Origin of the sequence: Pseudomonas sp. SH10-3B (assembly GCF_019891415.1) — a bacterium.
GTDB lineage: Bacteria > Pseudomonadota > Gammaproteobacteria > Pseudomonadales > Pseudomonadaceae > Aquipseudomonas.
Genome location: NZ_JAFLXD010000010.1, coordinates 94,431 through 113,620 on the forward strand (window position 1 = coordinate 94,431; position 19,190 = coordinate 113,620).

The following is a 19,190-nucleotide window of genomic DNA, read 5'->3' on the forward strand; positions in this document are numbered from 1 at the left end:
CGATCATGGCGTCACCCGTTTGAACTCGACCACCCAGACCCACGGGTTGGCTTGCCAGTCACCGCCTACTGATGACCAGAGCAGCTCAAACGATTTTCGAGGATCAGCGCTGTAGGTCTCGATCCCCTCGACGTGCCACCAATCACCCAGTTCGGCATGATCGGTGTAGAGCCGCACGCCCTCGGCCTTGGCTTGCTCCTCGGTGATGTCCTGCAACCGCTCGACGCGCACGTCGGTGATCTCCAGCAGGATGCGGCTGGCCCAGCGCGGCATGTGGATAGATGGCTTCCATCGGCAGCCGGGGCTATCACGGTCGTCGTACCAAAGCTCCGGCTCAGCGTCGGTTGCCTTGTAGTGCGGTTGATCCCATTTATCGTCCTCGTAGCGCTGGGTAGGCCTACCATCCTTGTGTGGCGGCGAGTACGGGTCGTCCGCCCAGCGGCTCGATTCGATGGTGAAGGTCTCGCGCACCCACAGCCGGTCGCCGGGCTTGCCGTAGGGACAAGGTGCGTACACTTCCAGTTCCTTTGCGCACTCTGCTTCGGTCGATCCAAATACGCAGAAACCATAGCGCGGGTCTCGCTGGCCTATTGCGCTCCAGCGCTGACGATCGCCAATCGGAATGGAGGTGTCCTCGGTAGGGATTTGGAAACCTTTCACTGCCCGACGCGTGACCGTCTTCCGGACTTCCAGGATGGCGCGCACCATCGGCGCCGAGAACAGGATGGGGCGTTCTTTGATCTGGCTCACGGTGCCACCTCCCGGCGCGCCCAATGCACGTGCGGTCCTTCTTCAGTATCGAAAATCCCCAGCAGGAACCACTCAGGGCCTGGCGACTGCGGATCCCAGCCTATACAGCCCTCACAGCCCACTGTTCCATCGAAGTAGGGGTGATCATCGAGATCACGCTCCATGCTCCACTCTCGCAATTGCAGGCCTTCTTCTGCGAGCCACGCATGGTATGGCGCGGGATCTTCGGTGCCGCCGAAGTCAGGTATGCCTTGATGCCACCACCATCCATTCCCTTCGCGCTTCACCTCGACCGGCCCGAACGGCTTGCTGCCGCTGTGCGCCTCGCAGGGAGTAACGTAAACAACGTCGGAGTAGTGCCCGCCGCCAGAGCTGAATTCCATCTTGCAGCCGCATTTGGCTGGCTCGCTGTTGACGAACGTAATCTTTTCTTCAGGCATGACTTCGTCCTTGCCGCTATAGCGGCTGACTTTGAAGGGGGAGGGGTTACAGAGAGGGGTTGAGGCGTTTCAGCTCGTCGAGGCAGGCGTTCCACTTCTTGGCCTCGCCGATTGCGGCGCAATACTGGTCAGCGCTTTCGAATTCTTCACGGTGCGGAATATCCAGGCGCTCAGGCAGCACCACCGCTACCGGCGCGGGCTGCTCGGCGTAGAAGGGCTTCGCGCCAATCTCCCCGGCCTTGCAAACAATCCACAGCCCTGGAACTGATAGGTATTGGGGCTTCATGTACACCGGCTCGCCCTGGGGCTGGGCGGCTGGTATGGTCCCCTCATCAGTGAGGGTACCATCGGGTTTGGCACCCAGCAGGGCACGCAGCTCTTTAACAAAATCGTGCTCTTCCATCTCATTTTCATAATCGCTGTAGCCTTCATCCATGCCCATGCAGGCGCGGACTTTCAGGCAGTGCTCGACCATACCAAGCAGCACCGAATGCGCCTCATCAGTAAGGTGCATCACATACTTGCGCGGCATGCCGTCAATCGTTTGGTTGGTCGTCATACAGCCTCCCTCGTTACCAGATCATGGGCATTCACAACCGTCATGCCGAGGCGTTCGGCGATCAGGACTTCCAGGCGGGCACCCTTTGAATGCTCCCAGCCCGGCAGGGTGGCCACGGTGTCACACTCCATCAGGGCGGCAATGTCGCGGCGCATGCAGTCGTTCCAGGAGCCGCCGTCCGGATTTAGTTCGGCGGGGTTGGTGACGGTGTGGCCGCCTTCGCGCAGGCTGGCGGTCATTTCGGCAAAGGCCGGGAAGTTGAGGTCGGGCACGCCTGTCATGGGGCCGCTCAGGTAGATGCGCTTCATGCGACCTCCTTGTCATGCCCTGGGCAGCCGCCGCCGGCAAAGTCGAACCCCTCACACGGCGGCCCGAAAGGAAGTACCTCTTTGCCCTGGGCCAGAGCTTCGAGCAGATGATCCTTCGCCTCGTCGGCGGTGCACTCACGTCCATCCACGCGGAACATGCCCTTGAGCTGGCGCTTGCTGAAGTCGCGGATTGCGCCGCGCACGCTCAGGTGAATGTGAAAGGTACGGCCGTGCGGCCCGAAAGGATCTGCCGGTTTGTTTTCTGTAGGCATGGGGAGTCCTTGCCGGGCCATGCCCGGGCGGTGGAGGGAGGTGGTTAGCTGTAAGGGCTGGTTACTGATGTTTGAGTAGATGTAGGTCATAATTTCCGAGGAATACCGGACACCTGCACATACAACGGTGGGAAGACCATGCGCAAAATGAAGAAGCAAGAAATAAGCTTTATTGATTGGGGTGGAAAGATTGTTGGGGCAGTTGGTGTGCTTGGCATGGCAGCGTATATAGCAGGCTATTTTAAATTCTATTTCCTATATTCAGCTTTCAACTGTAGTTGGGTGCTTCCGTTTCATTCGGTTCAGGATGTTGTTGCCAACGGAGTGGTTGATGTTTTCTTCTGTGCGCTAACGGCTGTTCCACTGTTTTTTGGTTACAGAACTTCTCTAGAAATAGACAATCACGGGCGACGTATCGTCGGACTTATAGTGCTGGGTATCGCAATAAGTATTGGCATTGGCATTCGGTTTCTAGGTTATGTGCTAGATGTATATATAAGTGAGCTGATGGTCTACGGCGCCTCATACCTTGTTATTGGCGTTTTTATTGCTAATGTCGCTAGATACTCTTATGAAAAAGGTTCCTACGAGTATATCGCAGCGGGTTTGCTTTTATTTGTTTTCGCATCGTGCTTTTCATCTTACTTGGTGAATAGCACTAAGACGTTTGCGACTGCTTATGAAAAAGGTGCTTTCCCCTACGCTGCAGTTGAGGAACAAGCAGTAGGGGGAGTTCTGGTTGGTTCGGTAAATGGAAAATACCTTCTTCGCCTATGTCAGAAAAAGGACAAATTCAAACTGATAAGTCCATCGTATAAATGGACGGTTGAAAAGCATATTCCTGGATCATGCGGTATCAGCGACGCAATCAATTAACTCGAGATCAGGCGTGGCGTGATTCATGAGAGGCTCAGAAGAGGGGGGTGTCTACAGCGAAACTTCGCCGGTATCGATCTTGCGAAGCTCCATCACCTCGATGCGGTTGGTGCCATCGGTGATCACCCAGCAAGGCAGCTCAAGGTTGCGGAAGGTGCCGTGGTAGTTCCGGTAAGCGCCGAGGGCCGCTTTCCGGAAACAGTTCGCGACGACTTTGCCAATAGGCATTGGCTGCCCCCCCCTAGCAGACAGAGATCGAACGCAACAGCGTTTTGAATGCGCTTTGCCGCCGCTCGGATCGTGTTCGGTGCCAGCTGGAACTCCTTGGCGACCTCAACGACGTGCTTATAGACCAAGGCGTCGTGGATTCGCTGATCGCGCTCGCCGTTGCGCAGGCCAGCGTAGATGACTGCTTGCATGGGTTGTCTCCAAGCGTGCGCCTGCCTCGCCGGCTGGCGTGATTCGTTTAAGTGGGTGATATGCTTTGCTGCTTATCAAACAAGGAGGTGGTAATGGCGGGTAAAAAGCTTGAAGCGTTCCGCGAATGGTTCACGCCGCGTAGACGGCGATGGACTGGAATAGGCCTGTTTGCAATTGCTATTGCCGTGCCATTTTTAAGTCCAGGAACGACCGCCGCTTGGCTCATAGGGCCTGCGACTATCTTTTTCTTGGGAAGCTTTATTCCCGATACGAACGGAAGGCGATAGGGCGCTGCCGGCTGGCGTGATTCGTTGATATGGGGTGTTACGGGTGACCGGCGGGGCGCCGGGTCAGGCTTCTTGAGAAATCGGGATGGCCTTCAGGTCGTCTTTTTCATCGGCGTCGCCCAGATAACGCTTCAGTTCCGCGCGGGTGTACTTGCCAGCCCTGATCGTGTCACTGGTGTATCCGCTGTAGTTGGGCCGGAAATAGACCCCGTCCTTCACATTGAGGATCATGAACAATGGCTCAGGCTCAGGGAAAAGCACCTTGCGCAAAACCTCGGCCCGCTGATAGTTCATCCCGGCCACTGCTCTGGCGATCATGTCTTCCAAGCGTTGTCGGCGGGCTCGCTCGTTTTTCTTGGTCCTGATGTCTGCCGGCCGATCAACAAAGAGTTCAAAGCACGCCTTGTTGGTGTAGCCGTATTTTCCGTAAGCCACCCACCACATGTTGTTGATGTTCACGAACGCAGTGCCCTGGTACCAGCGGCCTTTTCGGTCAGTGGTCCAAACCTTCGCGCCATGCTCAATGGTTTTCTTGTCGCCTGATCCCGAGTTGTAATCGGCGGCGGGAATGGTCGGCGGACCGAAGCGGCGCTTACTTACATAGTCGGCATTTATCCACTCGATGTTGGTCAAACCGCCTAAACCGCACTTTCGATCTGACGCCTTGAATGTGTAGCCAGTGAAGACGTTGCACAGGTAGTCACGAATGCGCATGCGGGTACGCTGCATTTCCAGGCGAGCCAGGTAAGGCATGTGCTTTTCTTTGTCGCTTTGGTACCGACCGCCGTGGTCTGCGCGATCCGGGGTGTTCACAGCCTGGAAGAACTCCAGTTCAATGCTGCGCCCACTGATTTTTAGGTCTGCTTGTAGATCGCCTTTCACGCAATGACGTGAATTGTTGCCAGTGAAGATATGGGTCTGCTCGCCGACGGTCCATCCGATCCGATTGAGCGTTTGAATGATCCGCTTGAAAACTTCGCGCTTGAACTTGCGTTCCCAGATCACCTTGGCGTCCCACTCGCGGGGAATACCTTCCTCCCACACGGCCAAGCGCGCCTCGCCGAACGACACGCAACCTTCGCGTTGAATTTGCATTGGATTATCTCCAGTCAGGAGCCCCCCTCCGGTGGCCGGTGGTGGCAATTTGGTTTGGGTTGGGGTATTACGGCGTTCGGCATAGGGCCGAATTAGGGGGATAGATGGAAATTCATAGACAAGGCGCCAACCGTAAAGAGGGCTGGACCAGACTCAAGGCGCGGAAATCAAAAGCGCAGATATTTGGCCTGGGTCCTGCCATACCCTCCCCAGGTACATCCATGACAGGCCCTGCACCTGTTCTCACCATACTTCACCGGAAATGCAAACATCCCAGCGCCAGTGGCGAATACGATTACGTCACCGAAATTGAGCTATCTGAATTTGCAGACTTGTTGGAGATGCTTGCAACTACGGGCCTTCGGGAGTACGGAGATTCTTTGTCTGGGGCGCTTTCCGGATCCGCTCGCTCCTTGAGCCGCTTGGCGGCGGCGGCATGCGGGATATCGGTTACTGAAGAAAAGAAGAAAGGTTGACTGGGCGGAACTGAGGTTTGGCAACAGCCCATTGAAACTGTACTGCACTCCGATAAGAAGTTTCAGCAAGTAGGGTGGGTTATTCCGGGCCTATGATTTCGTCGCCTGGGTCTTTCTGAATGGCGAGAAGGCTCTTGTTGCGGAATTCCCGCGCCACGTTTTCGGATATCTGGAATTCGTGGCGCGGGGGTTCAAGCAGAAATGTGGCTTTCGAGCCCATCGCATGCAGGTGATGTATCATCAGCGTCATCGCCTCGCCCTGTTCAGTAATGCATGACCACTCCATCAGGTCGGCCAGGGCTTTGCGGGTGCCCGGCCGAACCCTGAGCCTCAATTCCTCTTCGGCATTCGCCACGCGCTTCCTGGCGGTTTTGGCCGAGCGTTCCTGCAGTGTTTTCGCCATGGCCTACCTCTTCTATTCCGCTGGCCGGTAGTGCGAGCCAGGTTTGACGTTTGCGTTGCTGGGTGCGGGCTATGCGGCGCATGAATCGACCTTCACCTGTCGCCAGGCGCCGACCGAAGCCAGCAAGGAAGACAGTTGCGCCTCGGTTACCGTCTTTTCGCCAGGCACGGCCAGCCAGCCCATACCTACTCGGTGATTCGGGTTACAGTCGGCCTTCACCTCTTCATAGAAGTGCTCAAGGACATCCGAAAGCCTTTCCACCAGGTGCACGCCGTCTGGTCTGATGTCGATCGATTTTATGTACTGGGCTCCATCTTGGCGAACACAGATGCTGGCGATGTATATCGTCCAGCGGTGTGCAACATCGCAGAGCGCGTCGGAAACCGTTCTCGAAATAATCTGCTTTCCGTTCTTCCAGTTGATCATCACCTGCAGGCCGCTTGGATCGATGTTGATGACGGCAGCATGGTTGGTGTTGATCAGGGCCCGCATGCTGCGTTCGATCTGAACGCGCCGATTGCACGGCTTGCGTTTGCTCATAATGCCTCCGCGAGTTTGCGCAGCGCCTTACGCTCTGCCGCTGTGATGGGCGGCTTGCGGCGCTTGAGGATGGTTTCGGGATCGATCTTGGTGGAGCGTTTCGGCGGTGGCGGGTTGATCGCCGGACTTTCGCCCAGGTAGATCGTTCCGCCGGCCGCCAGGAACTGCGCCGTGCGCTCCGATATTGAGTCGGCGTGCTGACGCTGCTGCTCAACAAGGTTGAGGTGGTTGCTGATCATGATCAGGCTCCTAAACGATGGGCTTGCGCCCGAGCTTTGTCCGCTACCTCATCAACCATGCGATTCAGCTCCAGGTTGAACTGGACCAGTTCTCTGTGCAGGTTGGCGATGTAGGCTTCGTCGCGGTAAATCGTCTCGATGTAGAGCTGACAGTCCTCATCCTGACGCGAGTCGAACGAAATAAAGTCCCACCATTTGCGGCCGGTAACGAACATGCAGCCCTGGACTTGCGGCATGTGTTCTTCGGGCATTCCTTCCAGCCAAGTCCTGATATGTATTGCTTCGTTGAATGGGCACTTCGATTCGGTGCCCCCGTCATCATTTATCAGGCCGTCCGGCGAGCAGCCGAGCCAGTCGTACTTGGGGTGAACGATGAATTCGGAGGGGAGGACGATGTTGCCGGTCAGCATTTCGTAGGCGTCTTGGGCCTTTTGCTCCTCGGTGTGACCCCACTTCATCGACGCGCTACTGACGTTGTGCTTGGACTTCTTGGCAAGGCGCTCAAAGCACAACTCCCGCATGTACGACGTGCGGGCACCCATTGGCTCGCGCTTGCCATTTTTGTCAGGTTTCCCCCAGGCCATCACATCTTTGAAGCGGCTGGCGGTCACGCGGCCAGATCGATCTGCATGCCACTTCTCTGTGCCCTGAAGCTCAGTTCTCACTACGCAGCCTCCTCTGTGTGGGGCTGGCCGCTGTTGGTGCTGGTCATGTCTGTGAAGTCAGCGTCGACGGTTGCCGCCATGCTCTTGAGTGCTTCATGGCACTCCAGGCCGATTGCTGCGCGCTGCTTCGGCTTGAGGCCTGCCCAGGCTGCTGCGTAGGCGTCGATGTCCTGGCGCTTCGCAACGGACAGCAGATCCGCGAATACTCCGTCAATTTCTGGCGAGGGGGATTTCGGGCCAAATGACACACCGGCCGCTGCTGCGGTGTTTGCGGCCTGTTGGGCGGGAGTGATGTCGATCTCGCCACCATACGAATCTTCAAATTCGTCGGGGGTGTAAACGCCAAGGATTACGTCAGGGCAGAAGAGGCGCGCCCATTTCTTGGTAACCAGGTAGGCGATTTGCTGTTTTGGGTCTTCCGCCCAAAGCGTAGAGTTGCGAGTACGGACCTGGGTCAGCAAAAGCTCAAGGGTGCGTGGTTCGTCTTCACCCCGGAAGGTCGCCCAAACCTTAACGCCGATCCCTTTTTCGTCGTCAAAGCTCCAGGCCGGGACGCGGTATTTTTTAAACTCTCCGGTGTCCTCGTCCTTTTTGGACTTGCTGGTGACTTCACGCATCTTCCCGATGACGTTTTCCCAGGGGCCAAACCATTCGAAGTTAAGGCGACTCTTGACTGGCGCCTTGGCGATGATCACTGCGTTAACGAGCTGCGCCTCATAGCTCAACGCGCCACCGTTGACGATGAAGGTCTTCTGCGCCACGGCGAACGGATTCATCTGCCACTGCATCGCTTGAAGCACCACCGCCATGCAGTCTGCCTGGTTACCCTTGAGATGTTTCGGGACGGTGGTCACTCCCTTAGACATCATCATTGCAAGGTCACTCATCGACCGCATGGTTCCTGGGTCAAGGATGAGCGCTGCCGCGTTGTGCGACGGATCGTTGTACGTAGCGAGGCCTGTCTGTGCTTGGGGATCTGTATCGGTCATAGCGCCCTCCGTAGCCAGCATGAGATTTGCTGGCTGTGAGATGGAAAGGGTGGTTAGAAGCGGATGGCACGAAGCCAGGCGCGAGCAGTTTCGAGGTCGACGTCAAAGCCCAGCGCTACAACCTCGACAATGTCGTCAACTGCCGGTGCGGAGGTAGTCAAATCGTCCTGCTCAACGAGGGTCGCCTGTGAGCTGACTGATGCGACCTCGGCCTTCGCTTCGATTGAGGCAGGAGCCGTAGCTATGACCGGGGCCGGCGCGGCAGCTTGGGCGCGCAGACGGGCCAGCTCTTCCTGATCTCGATGATACTGGGCGTCGCGCTCGCGCTGCTGGCGCTGCTGCTCTTCATGCTGCTCACGCTGTTGTCGTTGCTGTTCTTCCATGTCGCGGCGCTGCTTGTCCAGCTCGTCCTGCTGCTTCTTTAAGCGCTGACGATCTTCCTCGGCGCGCTGCTTGCGCAAATCTTCGGCCTCAGCGTCGGCGATGCGTTGCTTCTCGCGCAACTCGTCGAGCTCTTTCTGCTGGGCCAGTAATTTGGCAGATGCCTCTTCTCGGTCCACCGCAGACTTGTGCAACGTTTCCAGTTGCTCGATAGCGTTGTCGCGAGCGATGGTGCCTTCGGCTTCGAATTCGGCATATTCTTCTGGCAGGATCACCGATTCCTTGACACTTTGCAGAACCGTTGCGACATCGGCAGCGCTGCGGCTTGCGTATGCGGCAGCGACAGAGCTGAAGCGGGTAATCTTCGCCCGGATGGCTTCGACACGCTCAGCCTCGACACGCTCGCGCTCTGCCTTGGCATCAGCAATGCGCTTTTCTTCGGCCTTGATCGCTTCATCGACAGGCTCTTCAATCGCCAGCACACGACTCTTGAGCGTTTCACCGAACTCCTTTACCTGGTTGACGCGAGCCTGGGCGTCTTTAACCGCCTGCTGGTAGGGCACCAGTGCCGTTTTGGTGGTGTTGGCTAGGGCATAACGCACGTCGCGGATATCGACGCGAACTTCCTTTGCGCTCGCCAAGCCTTCGCTCGTCGAGCAGTCAACGACCAGCTTCGCGTAGGTTGTTTCCAGGCGAACGATTTGTTCTTCGTGCGGCCGGTATTCAGCGATGTCGGTGACGGCGACAGCAGGGGCAATGGACTTCTTGGATTCTTCCGTTTCGCTCATTTCGAGCGATTCTTGTGCGGGTGCTTTTTTAGGATTGGTGGACATGACGATCCCTCGCCGCGCCTGGCGCAGCATTGAAAGTGGTGGGGTTGTGTGGTGCCGTCAGGCGGCAGAAACGATAGAGGAGTTGTAGTTGGCGTAAATCTTGTCGATGCGCGCCCGGAAGTAGCGATGTTCGCTGTCGTCGATAACCCGCAGCATGAAGGCCAGGGTGACGCACGATGTAGCAGCTGAGCTGGCATTAGGCTTACCCAGGTCGCGGATCATGTTTTCGATCTCGCCCTCAATCCAGCTAACAGCGTTCTGATGATCTCGCTGTGCGACGTTCATTCGGTACCTCCTACTGGCGGGCAGATAAGATCCATCTGAGCCATGGCGGCACCTATGCGCAGCTTGAGGCTGGCGCGCTCTTTGATGCGCCGAGCCTCGCGCTCAGCGAGGTCGTCAGCCGTGTACTCGTGGAACAGGTCGACGTGCTGCTTCTTGCCAAAGTTGGGCAAGTCCCAGCGCCTGTCGGATTCCCTGGCCTGGGCGCTATCCGCGTAGCTGGTTGGCATGGCGAGTCTCCAGGCTCCGGGCGAGAGCACAGGCCTCGTTATGGTTTCGGCGAAACCCCTTCACCTTGCCGGTGGCGGAATCTACAACATGGAAGAACTCATTGCCTGCCGGGATAACGCGATAAAGCGGCGAGGTCTTGGGTGCACTGGAGCCGACCAGGCCGAGGCAAAGCGCCAAGGCCATATTGCGGCGCTGATTCATTGCGAGCGCTACATCGCAGTAAGCGTGCTGACTTTGGATCATGGTCAACTCCATTCGTTGGTTCACCTGTATTCGTCAACACTCATGCCTCCCGCTGGTTGCCGATTGGCGCGGGGGAGGAGTGCTGACGTAATAGAGGTGTGCAGGGGTATGTGTCGGTTCTTTCCGGCTGCCGTGGCTCTCGCCGTTTAGCCGGTCGCACTGAAGGCTGGTAGCATCGACACTCCTTCTCGGAGCAAGGGGTCGCTATGCATCAGGTCGTTGAAAGGGCATTAAGGGTGATCGCAGCAGAGAGCCACGAGCCTGAATACACTGAGGCTTTTAGTGCTGTTCATGCAGTCGTGATTGAGTTTGGGGAGGAAAATCTGGCTGACCGGCTATTTGCCGATATTCCCGATTCGATCGCTTTCATGCAGGTGGCCCGGCTCTTCGACTTTCTTGCCTGGCAGACGGATGACAACGGGTCAGCGATGACTCGCACCGCTGAGCGCTGGCTCGTCGAAGGCACAGATCTACGCAAGATTCAGATCGCTCTCAACCTCGAGGTGTACCCGTTTCCGGACGAGCAGGAAATGTACCGCGTACTGTCTGGCGTGGCTGTATCTCACCCGCAGGTGGCTGATACATGCCAGCAGCTAATCCGCTCTCGGAAAAATCGGTAGTACCTGCTTACACAGTCAATTCAGCGCACTCCGCCCGGCGTACCATCCGCACCTGAGCAATCCGCCTTTCTGGCGCCCGGCGATCACGACGCAGTGAGTCGTCACTGATCATTGAATGCATGGCGATCAGCGCCGCCAGCACAAAGCACACCGGCGTGATGATCTGGCGCTTCATGGCCTCAGCCACCAAGGCAGTGCGCTTCGTCACGCCCAGCTTGAACATCGCATTGGTCAAGCGCTTCTTGACGGTGCCTGCCTCAATGCCTGCTTCCCGGGCGATCTCTTTCGAGGTGAAGCCCTGGGCAATCCAAAGCAGGAACTGAAGCTCTCGCGGCGCAAGGCCACGTCCGAGGTGGCCTTTCCATGAACCGTTGATGATTGTTGCTTCCATCGTGGTGACCCTCGGTTGGCTTCCCGTTAGGCCCTGTTGCCAAGGACTATCGGTGAAACCCCCGACCTCGCTACTGGCGACAGGACGGGGTTGTTGCGTCAGCGGTGCGTGTTGCTGGTGCCTATTCCCCGCTGCTAATTGCAGGTTTCGGTAGTCGTGTGCGGCGGCGGGCTTCCCTGGTCACTCCGGCTGGATCAGCAGCGTTACCGGCGTGGTCATTGGGTATTTACAACATGCGGCGTACAGCCCTGTGCCTGGGTAGTTTGTTCGGCACACCACATGAGGTCCGGCGCTCCTCATAGCCGAAGCTCAGAGCGCTAATTCTGTTCAGTTGAATCTCCCTTCTACCGCTGGGATTCGCGGGGCGCATTGCTTGCCAGGTCATTCGCACGGCTCGAGCGTTTCGCTCTCGATCAGCCGTACAGGTTTCTCCTGTCGTGAGCGGGCTATCTGACCCGTCTGATCGCCGGTCGCCGGTAGAGGCAATGCGGTCTGTTGGTATTTCTGTATTGCGCTGACTGTTAAAGAGCGGCGCAGCTCTCGCTGCTGGCCGGCGGTGGTCGCTGCTGGCTTGAAATGAATTTAAGCAAGCTGAAATTAATGTGTCAAGCATGCTGAATAGATAAATTCAGAATGCTGAAATTTGCGGTCGATAAAAAGCCCGCTCATTGGCGGGCTCCTTTATGCGTCGCAGTATTCGCGCCAGCCGATCCGGACGGCACCGCCATCCAAATGCTCGATTTTTATGCCGGCGGTGTCGCCGATGTCTTGGATAACCTGGTGCCAAGCTTCAGGGCTTTCGTCGTCGCGCCTGGAAACTTCGACCAACTGAACCCGCTGTACCCGGGGGGATGCGATCAAGCGTTGCAGGCGGTGGCCCACAAGCTCGTAGGAATTTCTCGGTTTCGGTGTGGGGTAGGGTGCTTGGATCATGCGTCGCTCCTTGCGAATACTGTATGTATACACAGTATTGACGCTGACATATCTTGGCAAGAGGGCGATAGGAAGTTTCATGCATAAATGCATGTTTTATGGTGAGTGCATTCCGGTAGGCATGAAAAAGCGCGCGCTGGGCGGGCTTTAAACGAATACGGTGAGCGGCGGCTACACCGCCAAGTCCAAATCTCCACGATGAGCGATATGTACCTTGTTGCCATCTGGATCACGTAGGTACGCACCGTAGTAACCGCCACCGTAGTGGGGACGTTGGCCAGGTTCACCTTCATCAGATCCGCCCGCAAGAAGCCCAGCTGCATAGGCGCTGTCTACCGCATTAGGAGATGGTGCGGTGAAAGCCACCATGCTGCCATTCCCTGCTCCGGCTTCATTACGGTCATAGGGGCTGTACACATAAAAACGAGGGAGAACGCTATCTGGCTTAATCCAGCATGCCGAAGGTGGTCCTCCATCAGGCGTTACAGGCCTGCGACAGAGCCCCAGAGGGATCAGCACCGCGTCATAGAAGGTAGATGCCTTATCAAGATCGTTTGTCCCAACGGTTACGTGACTGAACATCCTGTATTCCTACTTACGAAGGCGAGACGTTATCGTGTCATTTTGAAGGTGGGCGTGTATAGCCGTCGTCGGGTAAGTCGGGGAGGGCGAGTGTCGGCCCTCCAAATCGCAGGCAAAGAAAAGCCTGCGATGGGGAGTAGCGGGCTTAAAGGTATGTTCTCTAGGAGCTGGTGTAACCTTAGGCGCTCGACTGTGAAAAGGTCGTGAAAGGTCGCGCTCAGTAGGACGTCGCGATTGCCCTGGCGAGTTGCATATCGGACATGAGGGGCGACCTGTAGCTCAATCGGTAGTGTCGGGATGCTTGCTCAAACTGGGCGCCGCGAATCTCGCCATCCGAACCTATGTAGGCAAGGGCGTCGGTCTTGGCTGACTTGAAAACCTTCGGCGGCTCGGTCGTGAGGGATGTGGTCGCCCCAATTAAAATGGTTGGCGCAGAGATTGTTAGAAATATCGCTGCAGCGATAGGATTGGCGCCATCACCTGATACGGCCTGCGTGCTGACAGATGCCAGTAGAGCTATCGCCAGTGTCTTCCATGACTGCATGCTTGATTGCTTCCATTGCGATCTGAGGGCGCCACCATAGCAGGGTAGAAGCTCGCCAGAAACAAGAAGCCCGGCGTAGAGCCGGGCTTCGATGTAACAAAGTCAGAAACTAACGATGCTTGTTCTTGTGTTTATGCTTGTTGTTGCCTTTGTGCTTCTTACCATCAGATCGATGATTGCTCTCATCATCCGCTAGGTTGTTTCCTAGCGCACCACCCGCAGCGCCGCCGAGACCTGCACCGATCGTCGAGCCAGTCGTGCCGCCGAGGCGGTTACCAATGAGTGAGCCACCAGCCGAGCCGATACCGCCACCTAACGCGGCTTCCGCTCTGTTACCTCTTTGAGCGCCGACAGCACTACCGGCAGCACCACCTACGCCTGCGCCTACCGCGGCGCCCGTTGAGCCGCCGAGTTGCTGACCTACGATATTGCCAAGTGCACCACCAACGCCGCCCCCAAGAGCAGCTGTGCCATCTCCTGCAGCTAGTGCTCCTTGCGAAATGAGGGCACCCAAAAATAGGGCAGGCAGTGTGATTTTCATTTTGTGAACCTCTATGGGTTGTCAGCAGGCGCTCACGGATAAAGCACGCCTAGCATTAAGACTAGTGCAAAAGTTTCAAGTTCTTTGCGGGAGGAGCCTGCAGGTGAATGGTTGTAACAAGATATGCCGTTATGGATTCGGCTACGGAGGGCGGATTTAGGCGCGGTCTGGGAATTGGGATGACCGGAGAAGCCTGAGTGTGAAAGGGGAGATACAAGAAGCCCGGCGCTGGGCCGGGCTCTTCTTAATCAGGCAACCGATCGCAATCGTACGACTATGGATTCTTTTAAATCATTTGGCAGCGTTTCTAAAATTGAACCAATTACCGCTGGCGAAATTCCTGCGCCAGCAAGTATATCAGTAACGTTTCGTATTGCGATTGCTACTGCACTTAATCTGCACCACTGAACGTTGAACTTTTTAGTGCCGATTTTCTGCTCTATCAGTACTAAGTAGCGATCTGAGTTGTAAGTGTATCTCATACTGATTTTTTGGGGGAGTTCATCTGTTTCTTCCATATAGGACAGATCTAAAATCAGCGCACCATTTTTTTTCTTGATATTGAAGTCTACGTATTCCTGATCAAACAAATTGTTCGAAAGATCGGAGGGCTGAACCCCTTTCGTGAGGTGGAGGTTAAGCAGGCCCTGAATCGCTTCATCCATAATATTTTTCATCGGAGCATACCTCTCAACTCTTCGACAATTGCCGGAACATATTCTAATGCTTGCATCAAAGTCTTGTTTTCTAAGGCTTCACGCTTGCCAAAGCGGGAGTATAGCTTGTGATTTATGTAAATTACAAGCACTCCATCATTTGGAGCGTCGAGCTTGATGTAACTAATAATTCTTTTAAATGAACCGCACAGCTCCGTTCCTTTGTCGCTTAGCCCTCGGTCGCTTAATAAGCTTGCAGTTTCATCTTGAATTTTTTTAGCTAATATTTTGCGTAGTTCTTGCCGAGCTAGTGCGGGGCGCTTTTCTACTAGGTTTGGATCTATATATTGTGAGGCTTCCTTGGTTTTTGTTTCGACTAGCACTTCCTTAAAGCGCTTTAGTGTTTCTTCGTCGAAGTCCCCGGATTTTTGGATTTCACTAAGTTGCGCTTCGGCAGCCTCATTTATTTCCTTTCTTTTTTGTTTAAAAAGCTCATTGAAGTCAAGGTCTGCCAAGTAGGATTCTGCATTTCCTGAAAACGTCTCTACGGTAACAACTCCTCCTAGAGAATTGTCGCGCTCTACATAGTCGCGCTCCAGGAATTCGTACTCTCGTGTGCGCTGGTGCTTGGCCCTGTCTACTTCTGTTTGAAATATACGCCACATTTCATCAAGTCCGGTTTCTTGATGGTAGATAATTAGTGCGTTGTTATCTATTTCAAACGCACTGATCTCTTCCGGAGGTATTGCTCGTAAGACACGACCAACAATTTGAGCGAAGGCATTGATGCTGCGATAAGGCCGGAACAGAGCAAGAATAGTCAAATATTTATGATCGTAACCTTCCATTAGCATATTAACGGATACTACTACTTCGACCTCATGTCCATCTATTCTTCTAAACTCTGCTAGTACGTCGTCAGCATCCATCATGCTGTGGACTAAGGCAACTGATAAACCCCTTTCCAGATACCAGGCTTTGAGATCTTCCGCGTGCGATATGCTGCATCCGATTGCTAGAATTTTATGTGGAACCTTAGGGGATTGCTGTTTTAGTTCTGCTAGTCTTCCAATGCTATGTTCGATTACGTCTTTGGAACACTCTTCGGATAGCGCGACACTTCGCTCGACCCATTCTTTATCTTTGAGGTCTATAACCTCATCAATGGTGAACTTTTTTCCGGGGTGGTCTGCAACTGTGAAAAATAAAGAATGCGCGTTGACAGTCTCTTTCCTGAGCCATTTTACGTATCTATCTCGCATGACTTCCGAGAGCTGTGTTTCGTGTATCAGAGTGCCTGGGAGCTTTTGTCCGTCCCCACGGTACGGGGTTCCCGTAACATATAATTTTTTTGCTTTGGCAAAGTACCCTAGGAGCTGTACCCAACTATCTGCTGGTGCATGATGTGCTTCGTCTATTATGATTACATCAAAGTAGTCATTGGGGACGGTGTTTATTAACGCATTGCCTCTGTTGTTTGATAGTTGCTGAATGTTTGAATATACAATATTGCTGTCATCTAAATGCTGTTGGAGCAGTCCTGCAGAATACTCAACTGTTATTGGTAGGTCTTTATGGCTGAAGAGGATATCGTAGTTTATCCAGAAATTATCATATAATGCTTCTTGGGTCTTTCTTATGCTGTCTTTGGTTACTAGTCCGGGGGTTACTATCAGTACGCGTCCGGTCGATGTGCCAAAGGGTGCTATTGAAATTAAGCCGCTTTTTCCCGTGCCCGTTGGAAGTACTACTAACGCTTCGGTGTTATCTGCGGATGAAAAAAAAGACTTGATTTTTAAGTAGGCTTCAATTTGTGGGGTTCTTAGCTTGTTGTTGCCTTCAATATTGACAGCTGTACTTAAAAAGTAACTCATGAGTTTTCTAATCCCTGAAATTATAGTTAAAAAATATATGGGTTTCCGGATACTGCTTTACGTACCCTTCAACCCCTCACCGACCGCGCCCCGTCCTTCTCAGTCTCCCTCATCCCCGCGCACTATAGAAGTGCTTCAGCGCTATCAGCTCAACCACCGCCACGATGGTGCAGAGCACAACGAATCCAGGACTGAATACCCGCTTGCGGCCGGATGAGCTCCAGCTAAGACCAGCTACGTCGGAATAGCCGGGGATCATCATGAGGAAAACCACGCAAGCAATGACCCCGACCTTGCTCCAGAAGCTCTGCTCTCGCCATGCAGTCATTGGCTCACCCTGGGCAGCAGCATCAGGAAAACCGGCCATACCCAGGGCACTTCATGGCTCTGAGGCGATTTCTAAGAGCTTGAGTCTCGGTATATTCCGAATCCGAGGCGCCCATCTTGGACCGCAGTGCGTATTGCACTAAATCCTCAGCCTGCTGGCTATCTGCGGCTAGCTTGAAGGTACGGCATTGCTCTAGACGCTCAGCTTCCGTCACGGGCATCGGTACTGCGTCGATCTGTTTTTCGTACTCAGTTTTTTCTTTTGGCGTGCTGTAGCAACCGGAGATAAAAAGTGGCGCAACTATCAGTGTCGCTATCCGAAAGGCATTCATTACCACATTCCTTTGTGCATACGAGCGCTACTCAGCTCGATATCTCGATTTAGCTTACCGCCCGGGCATACTCGCCCCGGCACACTTGCGGATCAGTAGAACTTCTGCAGCGCCTGCACAACTACGCCCACGATCCGGCAATTCTCGTCGACCGCCTCGATGGGATAGCTAGGGTTCAGCGGCTTCAGGAACAGTCGACCGCCGTCGCTGACCAGCTTCTTGAATGTGGCTTCGTTGCTGTCAGGGAGTTTGGCCACGACTAGCTTACCTGGTGCAACTTCAGCCTCAGTGTCCACCAGGATCAGCGTGCCTTCGGTGATGCTCTGGCCGGCGGGCGCAGTCATTGAGTCACCTTTCACCTTCAGCCAAAACGCTGTGCCCTTGGAGTCGTACTCCGAGAACTCGTAGCTGTCCGAGAATCCGGCCGGGTAGGGCTCCACTGCTTCCGTCCAGGCGCCGGCGGCAACCCAGCTGACTACTGGGTAGCGGAAAGATTTGGTGGGCTGGGCGGCGGGGGAGATATTTGATTCGGTAGCCTCCCGCTCATTGCCCTCGCCAATGGCTAGCCACTCAGCCCGAAAGCCAGTCGCTTTCGCCAGGGCGTAAAGGTTCTCCGGCCTGAGGCTTTTGCTCTCGCCGGTGATCCACTGAGTGACGGCCGAATTTGCAACGCCGCAAAGCGATGCAATTTCCCCTTTCTTTTTACCGCTGACCTGTATGGCGCGGGCGATACGTTCGTGTCTTTCCATGGACTCAATATTAAGTTAACTGAATTTAAGCATGCAGTAGGTGCAAATCACCGTTGATGCCATAACTTAAGCATGCTTAAATTGCGACAGGCTCGAACGAGGATGCGCAATGAATACGCATGAAGTCGCCGAATTCTTCGGCAGCAAGACGAAGCTGGCACTCGCTTTGGGCATCCGCCCAAGCGCCGTGACCATGTGGGGGGAAACGATCCCCGAATCCCGGCAGTACCAGATCCAGGTCCTTTCCAAGGGCAAGTTTAAGGCGACAAAGAAAGACCAAGCCGCCTGACAGGCAAACCCTTCTGCCGATGTAGCCAGTATCGGCCCAGCCGGTCTGCGAAGTAAGAAACCTGAGGTCGCTGGTGTTTTATCCAGTGGGTTTAGAGAGAGGCGATGCGGGGAGTAGGGCGAGGTGGTTGGCGCTTCGGCGCCGAATTACAGGCAATAAAAAAGCCGACGGTCGAGGTCGGCTTCTTCGATAAAACTTAGCGAGGCCGATTATATGCAAACGCCGCCACATATCAATAGCACTACCAATCTCGCGCCACGTTTTTCGCAATCCGAAAACGTGGGCCGCAATTCCTCAGTGATTCCCTTCGACTTCGACGGCGCCGCAATTCGGGTCATCACCGACAAGCTTGGCGATCCGTGGTTTGTCGCGCGCGACGTCGCTGACGCCCTGGGCTACTCCAAGCCAGAGAACGCTGTAGCCCGTCACTGCAAGGCTGCGACCACTACCCCGAAACAGGGTGGTGGTTTCATGACCATCATCCCGGAGCGAGACCTGTACCGGCTGGTGATGAAGTCCAAGCTGCCGGCCGCCGAGAAGTTCGAAGAGTGGGTGGTCGGGCAGGTGCTGCCGAGCATCCGCGAGACCGGCACCTTTTCTGCCCAAGGCCCGAACAACTCCAAAATCGTCGGCGAGCTGGCCATCCTGGAGTGCTTTGACCGCCTGTTGAAGCCTGCCAACTCCAGCAAGATGCTGATGCTGGCCAAGATCGCCGCCAACAACGGCCTGGACGCCAAGTTCCTCCCAGGCTATGCCGTGGACGCCGTGCCCGATGCCGCTGGCGGCTCTTCCATGCCGACCAAGGCAATTACCGCCCTTATCAAAGAACACGCCATCGCCAGCACCGCGCGCGCCTTTAACATTGCACTGGAGGCCCACGGCTTCCTCAAGGTCATCCAGCGCAAAAACTCCAAGCAGGAAATGGTGGACTTCTGGTCTGTGACCGAGAAGGGCATGGCCTACGGCAAGAACCTCACCAGCCCTCAATGCCCCCGCGAGACGCCGCCTCACTGGTACGTGGATCGCTTCCTTGAATTGGCTGCAAAGGTCGGGAAGGCCTGAC

31 protein-coding genes are annotated in these 19,190 nt (G+C 55.1%); 5 read left to right on the top strand and 26 right to left on the bottom strand.

All coding sequences use genetic code 11. The features are described from left to right. Positions 1–3 precede the first annotated feature (3 nt). Genes J1G35_RS10475 through J1G35_RS10495 form a run of 5 tightly spaced genes read right to left on the bottom strand, consistent with a single transcriptional unit; the run spans position 4 to position 2,329 of the window. Positions 4–750 carry a hypothetical protein gene (locus J1G35_RS10475; RefSeq protein ID WP_223014882.1) on the bottom strand — a complete coding sequence of 249 codons (747 nt, stop codon included), beginning with the start codon at positions 748–750 and terminating at the stop codon, positions 4–6. After that, positions 747–1,190 carry a hypothetical protein gene (locus J1G35_RS10480; RefSeq protein ID WP_262417222.1) on the bottom strand — a complete coding sequence of 148 codons (444 nt, stop codon included), beginning with the start codon at positions 1,188–1,190 and terminating at the stop codon, positions 747–749. The genes J1G35_RS10475 and J1G35_RS10480 overlap by 4 nt, the downstream gene beginning before the upstream one ends. Before the next feature lie 46 nt (positions 1,191–1,236). After that, entirely contained in the window at positions 1,237–1,749 is a 513-nt protein-coding gene (locus J1G35_RS10485) for a hypothetical protein (protein ID WP_223014974.1), read from the bottom strand. Beyond that, entirely contained in the window at positions 1,746–2,057 is a 312-nt protein-coding gene (locus J1G35_RS10490; protein ID WP_223014883.1) for a DUF4406 domain-containing protein, read from the bottom strand. The genes J1G35_RS10485 and J1G35_RS10490 overlap by 4 nt, the downstream gene beginning before the upstream one ends. Next, a complete protein-coding gene (locus tag J1G35_RS10495) occupies positions 2,054–2,329 on the bottom strand; it encodes a hypothetical protein (protein ID WP_223014884.1) in 276 nt (91 codons plus the stop codon). The genes J1G35_RS10490 and J1G35_RS10495 overlap by 4 nt, the downstream gene beginning before the upstream one ends. Before the next feature lie 138 nt (positions 2,330–2,467). On the opposite strand from J1G35_RS10495, the gene J1G35_RS10500 reads away from it, so the two are divergent. Next, entirely contained in the window at positions 2,468–3,205 is a 738-nt protein-coding gene (locus tag J1G35_RS10500; RefSeq protein WP_223014885.1) for a hypothetical protein, read from the top strand. A 51-nt stretch (positions 3,206–3,256) separates the two neighbouring features. On the opposite strand, the gene J1G35_RS10505 is transcribed toward J1G35_RS10500, so the two are convergent. Together J1G35_RS10505 and J1G35_RS10510 are read right to left on the bottom strand one after the other, a co-directional pair. After that, the gene (locus J1G35_RS10505; RefSeq protein WP_223014886.1) at positions 3,257–3,433 is read right to left on the bottom strand and encodes a hypothetical protein; all 177 of its coding nucleotides are present in this window, start codon (positions 3,431–3,433) and stop codon (positions 3,257–3,259) included. A 542-nt stretch (positions 3,434–3,975) separates the two neighbouring features. Next, positions 3,976–5,007: a hypothetical protein gene (locus J1G35_RS10510; RefSeq protein WP_223014887.1), complete on the bottom strand. Its 1,032-nt coding sequence runs from the start codon at positions 5,005–5,007 to the stop codon at positions 3,976–3,978. 104 nt (positions 5,008–5,111) lie between these two features. On the opposite strand from J1G35_RS10510, the gene J1G35_RS10515 reads away from it, so the two are divergent. Next, positions 5,112–5,483, top strand: coding sequence for a hypothetical protein (locus J1G35_RS10515; protein WP_223014888.1), 372 nt, complete (start codon positions 5,112–5,114; stop codon positions 5,481–5,483). 79 nt (positions 5,484–5,562) lie between these two features. On the opposite strand, the gene J1G35_RS10520 is transcribed toward J1G35_RS10515, so the two are convergent. The 9 genes from J1G35_RS10520 to J1G35_RS10560 form a co-directional block, all read right to left on the bottom strand. Further along, entirely contained in the window at positions 5,563–5,886 is a 324-nt protein-coding gene (locus J1G35_RS10520; protein WP_223014889.1) for a hypothetical protein, read from the bottom strand. 69 nt (positions 5,887–5,955) lie between these two features. Continuing rightward, positions 5,956–6,426: a hypothetical protein gene (locus J1G35_RS10525; RefSeq protein WP_223014890.1), complete on the bottom strand. Its 471-nt coding sequence runs from the start codon at positions 6,424–6,426 to the stop codon at positions 5,956–5,958. Beyond that, positions 6,423–6,665, bottom strand: coding sequence for a hypothetical protein (locus J1G35_RS10530; protein ID WP_223014891.1), 243 nt, complete (start codon positions 6,663–6,665; stop codon positions 6,423–6,425). The genes J1G35_RS10525 and J1G35_RS10530 overlap by 4 nt, the downstream gene beginning before the upstream one ends. Before the next feature lie 2 nt (positions 6,666–6,667). Beyond that, complete coding sequence (locus J1G35_RS10535; protein WP_223014892.1) at positions 6,668–7,330, bottom strand: lambda exonuclease family protein; 663 nt, start codon at positions 7,328–7,330, stop codon at positions 6,668–6,670. Next, positions 7,330–8,319 (bottom strand): RecT family recombinase, encoded by a 990-nt coding sequence (locus J1G35_RS10540; protein ID WP_223014893.1) that lies wholly within the window; start codon positions 8,317–8,319, stop codon positions 7,330–7,332. Before J1G35_RS10540 ends, J1G35_RS10535 begins: the two co-directional genes overlap by 1 nt. 53 nt (positions 8,320–8,372) lie before the next feature. Beyond that, entirely contained in the window at positions 8,373–9,533 is a 1,161-nt protein-coding gene (locus J1G35_RS10545; RefSeq protein ID WP_262417223.1) for a hypothetical protein, read from the bottom strand. 57 nt (positions 9,534–9,590) lie between these two features. Continuing rightward, positions 9,591–9,818 carry a hypothetical protein gene (locus J1G35_RS10550; protein WP_223014894.1) on the bottom strand — a complete coding sequence of 76 codons (228 nt, stop codon included), beginning with the start codon at positions 9,816–9,818 and terminating at the stop codon, positions 9,591–9,593. Continuing rightward, positions 9,815–10,045, bottom strand: coding sequence for a hypothetical protein (locus tag J1G35_RS10555; RefSeq protein WP_223014895.1), 231 nt, complete (start codon positions 10,043–10,045; stop codon positions 9,815–9,817). Before J1G35_RS10555 ends, J1G35_RS10550 begins: the two co-directional genes overlap by 4 nt. Beyond that, positions 10,023–10,289 carry a hypothetical protein gene (locus tag J1G35_RS10560; protein ID WP_223014896.1) on the bottom strand — a complete coding sequence of 89 codons (267 nt, stop codon included), beginning with the start codon at positions 10,287–10,289 and terminating at the stop codon, positions 10,023–10,025. The genes J1G35_RS10555 and J1G35_RS10560 overlap by 23 nt, the downstream gene beginning before the upstream one ends. Positions 10,290–10,495: 206 nt before the next feature. Between J1G35_RS10560 and J1G35_RS10565 the strand changes: the two genes are divergently transcribed. Continuing rightward, entirely contained in the window at positions 10,496–10,909 is a 414-nt protein-coding gene (locus tag J1G35_RS10565) for a hypothetical protein (RefSeq protein WP_223014897.1), read from the top strand. Between the two features lie 7 nt (positions 10,910–10,916). Here J1G35_RS10565 and J1G35_RS10570 read toward each other — a convergent pair whose 3' ends face one another. The 10 genes from J1G35_RS10570 to J1G35_RS10615 all read right to left on the bottom strand — a co-directional run bounded on the left by J1G35_RS10570 (position 10,917) and on the right by J1G35_RS10615 (position 17,838). After that, complete coding sequence (locus tag J1G35_RS10570; protein WP_223014898.1) at positions 10,917–11,300, bottom strand: helix-turn-helix transcriptional regulator; 384 nt, start codon at positions 11,298–11,300, stop codon at positions 10,917–10,919. A gap of 681 nt (positions 11,301–11,981) precedes the next feature. Next, positions 11,982–12,233, bottom strand: a complete 252-nt coding sequence (locus tag J1G35_RS10575; protein ID WP_223014899.1) for a DUF1654 domain-containing protein — start codon at positions 12,231–12,233, stop codon at positions 11,982–11,984. A gap of 171 nt (positions 12,234–12,404) precedes the next feature. Beyond that, positions 12,405–12,815: a VOC family protein gene (locus tag J1G35_RS10580; RefSeq protein ID WP_223014900.1), complete on the bottom strand. Its 411-nt coding sequence runs from the start codon at positions 12,813–12,815 to the stop codon at positions 12,405–12,407. A 217-nt stretch (positions 12,816–13,032) separates the two neighbouring features. Beyond that, on the bottom strand, positions 13,033–13,359 hold the full coding sequence (locus J1G35_RS10585) for a DUF2388 domain-containing protein (protein WP_223014901.1): 327 nt from the start codon (positions 13,357–13,359) through the stop codon (positions 13,033–13,035). A 109-nt stretch (positions 13,360–13,468) separates the two neighbouring features. Next, positions 13,469–13,900 carry a hypothetical protein gene (locus J1G35_RS10590; protein ID WP_223014902.1) on the bottom strand — a complete coding sequence of 144 codons (432 nt, stop codon included), beginning with the start codon at positions 13,898–13,900 and terminating at the stop codon, positions 13,469–13,471. A gap of 248 nt (positions 13,901–14,148) precedes the next feature. Next, the gene (locus tag J1G35_RS10595; protein ID WP_223014903.1) at positions 14,149–14,577 is read right to left on the bottom strand and encodes a hypothetical protein; all 429 of its coding nucleotides are present in this window, start codon (positions 14,575–14,577) and stop codon (positions 14,149–14,151) included. Next, on the bottom strand, positions 14,574–16,430 hold the full coding sequence (locus J1G35_RS10600) for a DEAD/DEAH box helicase family protein (protein ID WP_223014904.1): 1,857 nt from the start codon (positions 16,428–16,430) through the stop codon (positions 14,574–14,576). Before J1G35_RS10600 ends, J1G35_RS10595 begins: the two co-directional genes overlap by 4 nt. A 109-nt stretch (positions 16,431–16,539) precedes the next feature. After that, positions 16,540–16,758: a hypothetical protein gene (locus J1G35_RS10605; protein ID WP_223014972.1), complete on the bottom strand. Its 219-nt coding sequence runs from the start codon at positions 16,756–16,758 to the stop codon at positions 16,540–16,542. Positions 16,759–16,780: 22 nt separating this feature from the next. Further along, positions 16,781–17,089 (bottom strand): hypothetical protein, encoded by a 309-nt coding sequence (locus J1G35_RS10610; RefSeq protein ID WP_223014905.1) that lies wholly within the window; start codon positions 17,087–17,089, stop codon positions 16,781–16,783. Positions 17,090–17,181: 92 nt separating this feature from the next. Beyond that, entirely contained in the window at positions 17,182–17,838 is a 657-nt protein-coding gene (locus J1G35_RS10615; protein WP_223014906.1) for an XRE family transcriptional regulator, read from the bottom strand. A 109-nt stretch (positions 17,839–17,947) separates the two neighbouring features. Between J1G35_RS10615 and J1G35_RS10620 the strand changes: the two genes are divergently transcribed. Beyond that, the gene (locus J1G35_RS10620) at positions 17,948–18,127 is read left to right on the top strand and encodes a Cro/CI family transcriptional regulator (protein WP_017255748.1); all 180 of its coding nucleotides are present in this window, start codon (positions 17,948–17,950) and stop codon (positions 18,125–18,127) included. 213 nt (positions 18,128–18,340) lie between these two features. Continuing rightward, a complete protein-coding gene (locus J1G35_RS10625) occupies positions 18,341–19,189 on the top strand; it encodes a BRO family protein (RefSeq protein WP_223014907.1) in 849 nt (282 codons plus the stop codon). The last annotated feature ends 1 nt before the right edge of the window (position 19,190 follow it).

Bases quoted from the DNA above. Each gene is read 5' to 3' on its own strand.
- J1G35_RS10480 (WP_262417222.1), bottom strand. From the start codon at position 1,190: ATGCCTGAAGAAAAGATTACGTTCGTCAACAGCGAGCCAGCCAAATGC.
- J1G35_RS10485 (WP_223014974.1), bottom strand. From the start codon at position 1,749: ATGACGACCAACCAAACGATTGACGGCATGCCGCGCAAGTATGTGATG.
- J1G35_RS10490 (WP_223014883.1), bottom strand. From the start codon at position 2,057: ATGAAGCGCATCTACCTGAGCGGCCCCATGACAGGCGTGCCCGACCTC.
- J1G35_RS10495 (WP_223014884.1), bottom strand. From the start codon at position 2,329: ATGCCTACAGAAAACAAACCGGCAGATCCTTTCGGGCCGCACGGCCGT.
- J1G35_RS10500 (WP_223014885.1), top strand. From the start codon at position 2,468: ATGCGCAAAATGAAGAAGCAAGAAATAAGCTTTATTGATTGGGGTGGA.
- J1G35_RS10505 (WP_223014886.1), bottom strand. From the start codon at position 3,433: ATGCCTATTGGCAAAGTCGTCGCGAACTGTTTCCGGAAAGCGGCCCTC.
- J1G35_RS10510 (WP_223014887.1), bottom strand. From the start codon at position 5,007: ATGCAAATTCAACGCGAAGGTTGCGTGTCGTTCGGCGAGGCGCGCTTG.
- J1G35_RS10515 (WP_223014888.1), top strand. From the start codon at position 5,112: ATGGAAATTCATAGACAAGGCGCCAACCGTAAAGAGGGCTGGACCAGA.
- J1G35_RS10520 (WP_223014889.1), bottom strand. From the start codon at position 5,886: ATGGCGAAAACACTGCAGGAACGCTCGGCCAAAACCGCCAGGAAGCGC.
- J1G35_RS10525 (WP_223014890.1), bottom strand. From the start codon at position 6,426: ATGAGCAAACGCAAGCCGTGCAATCGGCGCGTTCAGATCGAACGCAGC.
- J1G35_RS10530 (WP_223014891.1), bottom strand. From the start codon at position 6,665: ATGATCAGCAACCACCTCAACCTTGTTGAGCAGCAGCGTCAGCACGCC.
- J1G35_RS10540 (WP_223014893.1), bottom strand. From the start codon at position 8,319: ATGACCGATACAGATCCCCAAGCACAGACAGGCCTCGCTACGTACAAC.
- J1G35_RS10545 (WP_262417223.1), bottom strand. From the start codon at position 9,533: ATGTCCACCAATCCTAAAAAAGCACCCGCACAAGAATCGCTCGAAATG.
- J1G35_RS10550 (WP_223014894.1), bottom strand. From the start codon at position 9,818: ATGAACGTCGCACAGCGAGATCATCAGAACGCTGTTAGCTGGATTGAG.
- J1G35_RS10555 (WP_223014895.1), bottom strand. From the start codon at position 10,045: ATGCCAACCAGCTACGCGGATAGCGCCCAGGCCAGGGAATCCGACAGG.
- J1G35_RS10560 (WP_223014896.1), bottom strand. From the start codon at position 10,289: ATGATCCAAAGTCAGCACGCTTACTGCGATGTAGCGCTCGCAATGAAT.
- J1G35_RS10565 (WP_223014897.1), top strand. From the start codon at position 10,496: ATGCATCAGGTCGTTGAAAGGGCATTAAGGGTGATCGCAGCAGAGAGC.
- J1G35_RS10570 (WP_223014898.1), bottom strand. From the start codon at position 11,300: ATGGAAGCAACAATCATCAACGGTTCATGGAAAGGCCACCTCGGACGT.
- J1G35_RS10575 (WP_223014899.1), bottom strand. From the start codon at position 12,233: ATGATCCAAGCACCCTACCCCACACCGAAACCGAGAAATTCCTACGAG.
- J1G35_RS10580 (WP_223014900.1), bottom strand. From the start codon at position 12,815: ATGTTCAGTCACGTAACCGTTGGGACAAACGATCTTGATAAGGCATCT.
- J1G35_RS10585 (WP_223014901.1), bottom strand. From the start codon at position 13,359: ATGCAGTCATGGAAGACACTGGCGATAGCTCTACTGGCATCTGTCAGC.
- J1G35_RS10590 (WP_223014902.1), bottom strand. From the start codon at position 13,900: ATGAAAATCACACTGCCTGCCCTATTTTTGGGTGCCCTCATTTCGCAA.
- J1G35_RS10595 (WP_223014903.1), bottom strand. From the start codon at position 14,577: ATGAAAAATATTATGGATGAAGCGATTCAGGGCCTGCTTAACCTCCAC.
- J1G35_RS10600 (WP_223014904.1), bottom strand. From the start codon at position 16,430: ATGAGTTACTTTTTAAGTACAGCTGTCAATATTGAAGGCAACAACAAG.
- J1G35_RS10605 (WP_223014972.1), bottom strand. From the start codon at position 16,758: ATGACTGCATGGCGAGAGCAGAGCTTCTGGAGCAAGGTCGGGGTCATT.
- J1G35_RS10610 (WP_223014905.1), bottom strand. From the start codon at position 17,089: ATGAATGCCTTTCGGATAGCGACACTGATAGTTGCGCCACTTTTTATC.
- J1G35_RS10615 (WP_223014906.1), bottom strand. From the start codon at position 17,838: ATGGAAAGACACGAACGTATCGCCCGCGCCATACAGGTCAGCGGTAAA.
- J1G35_RS10620 (WP_017255748.1), top strand. From the start codon at position 17,948: ATGAATACGCATGAAGTCGCCGAATTCTTCGGCAGCAAGACGAAGCTG.
- J1G35_RS10625 (WP_223014907.1), top strand. From the start codon at position 18,341: ATGCAAACGCCGCCACATATCAATAGCACTACCAATCTCGCGCCACGT.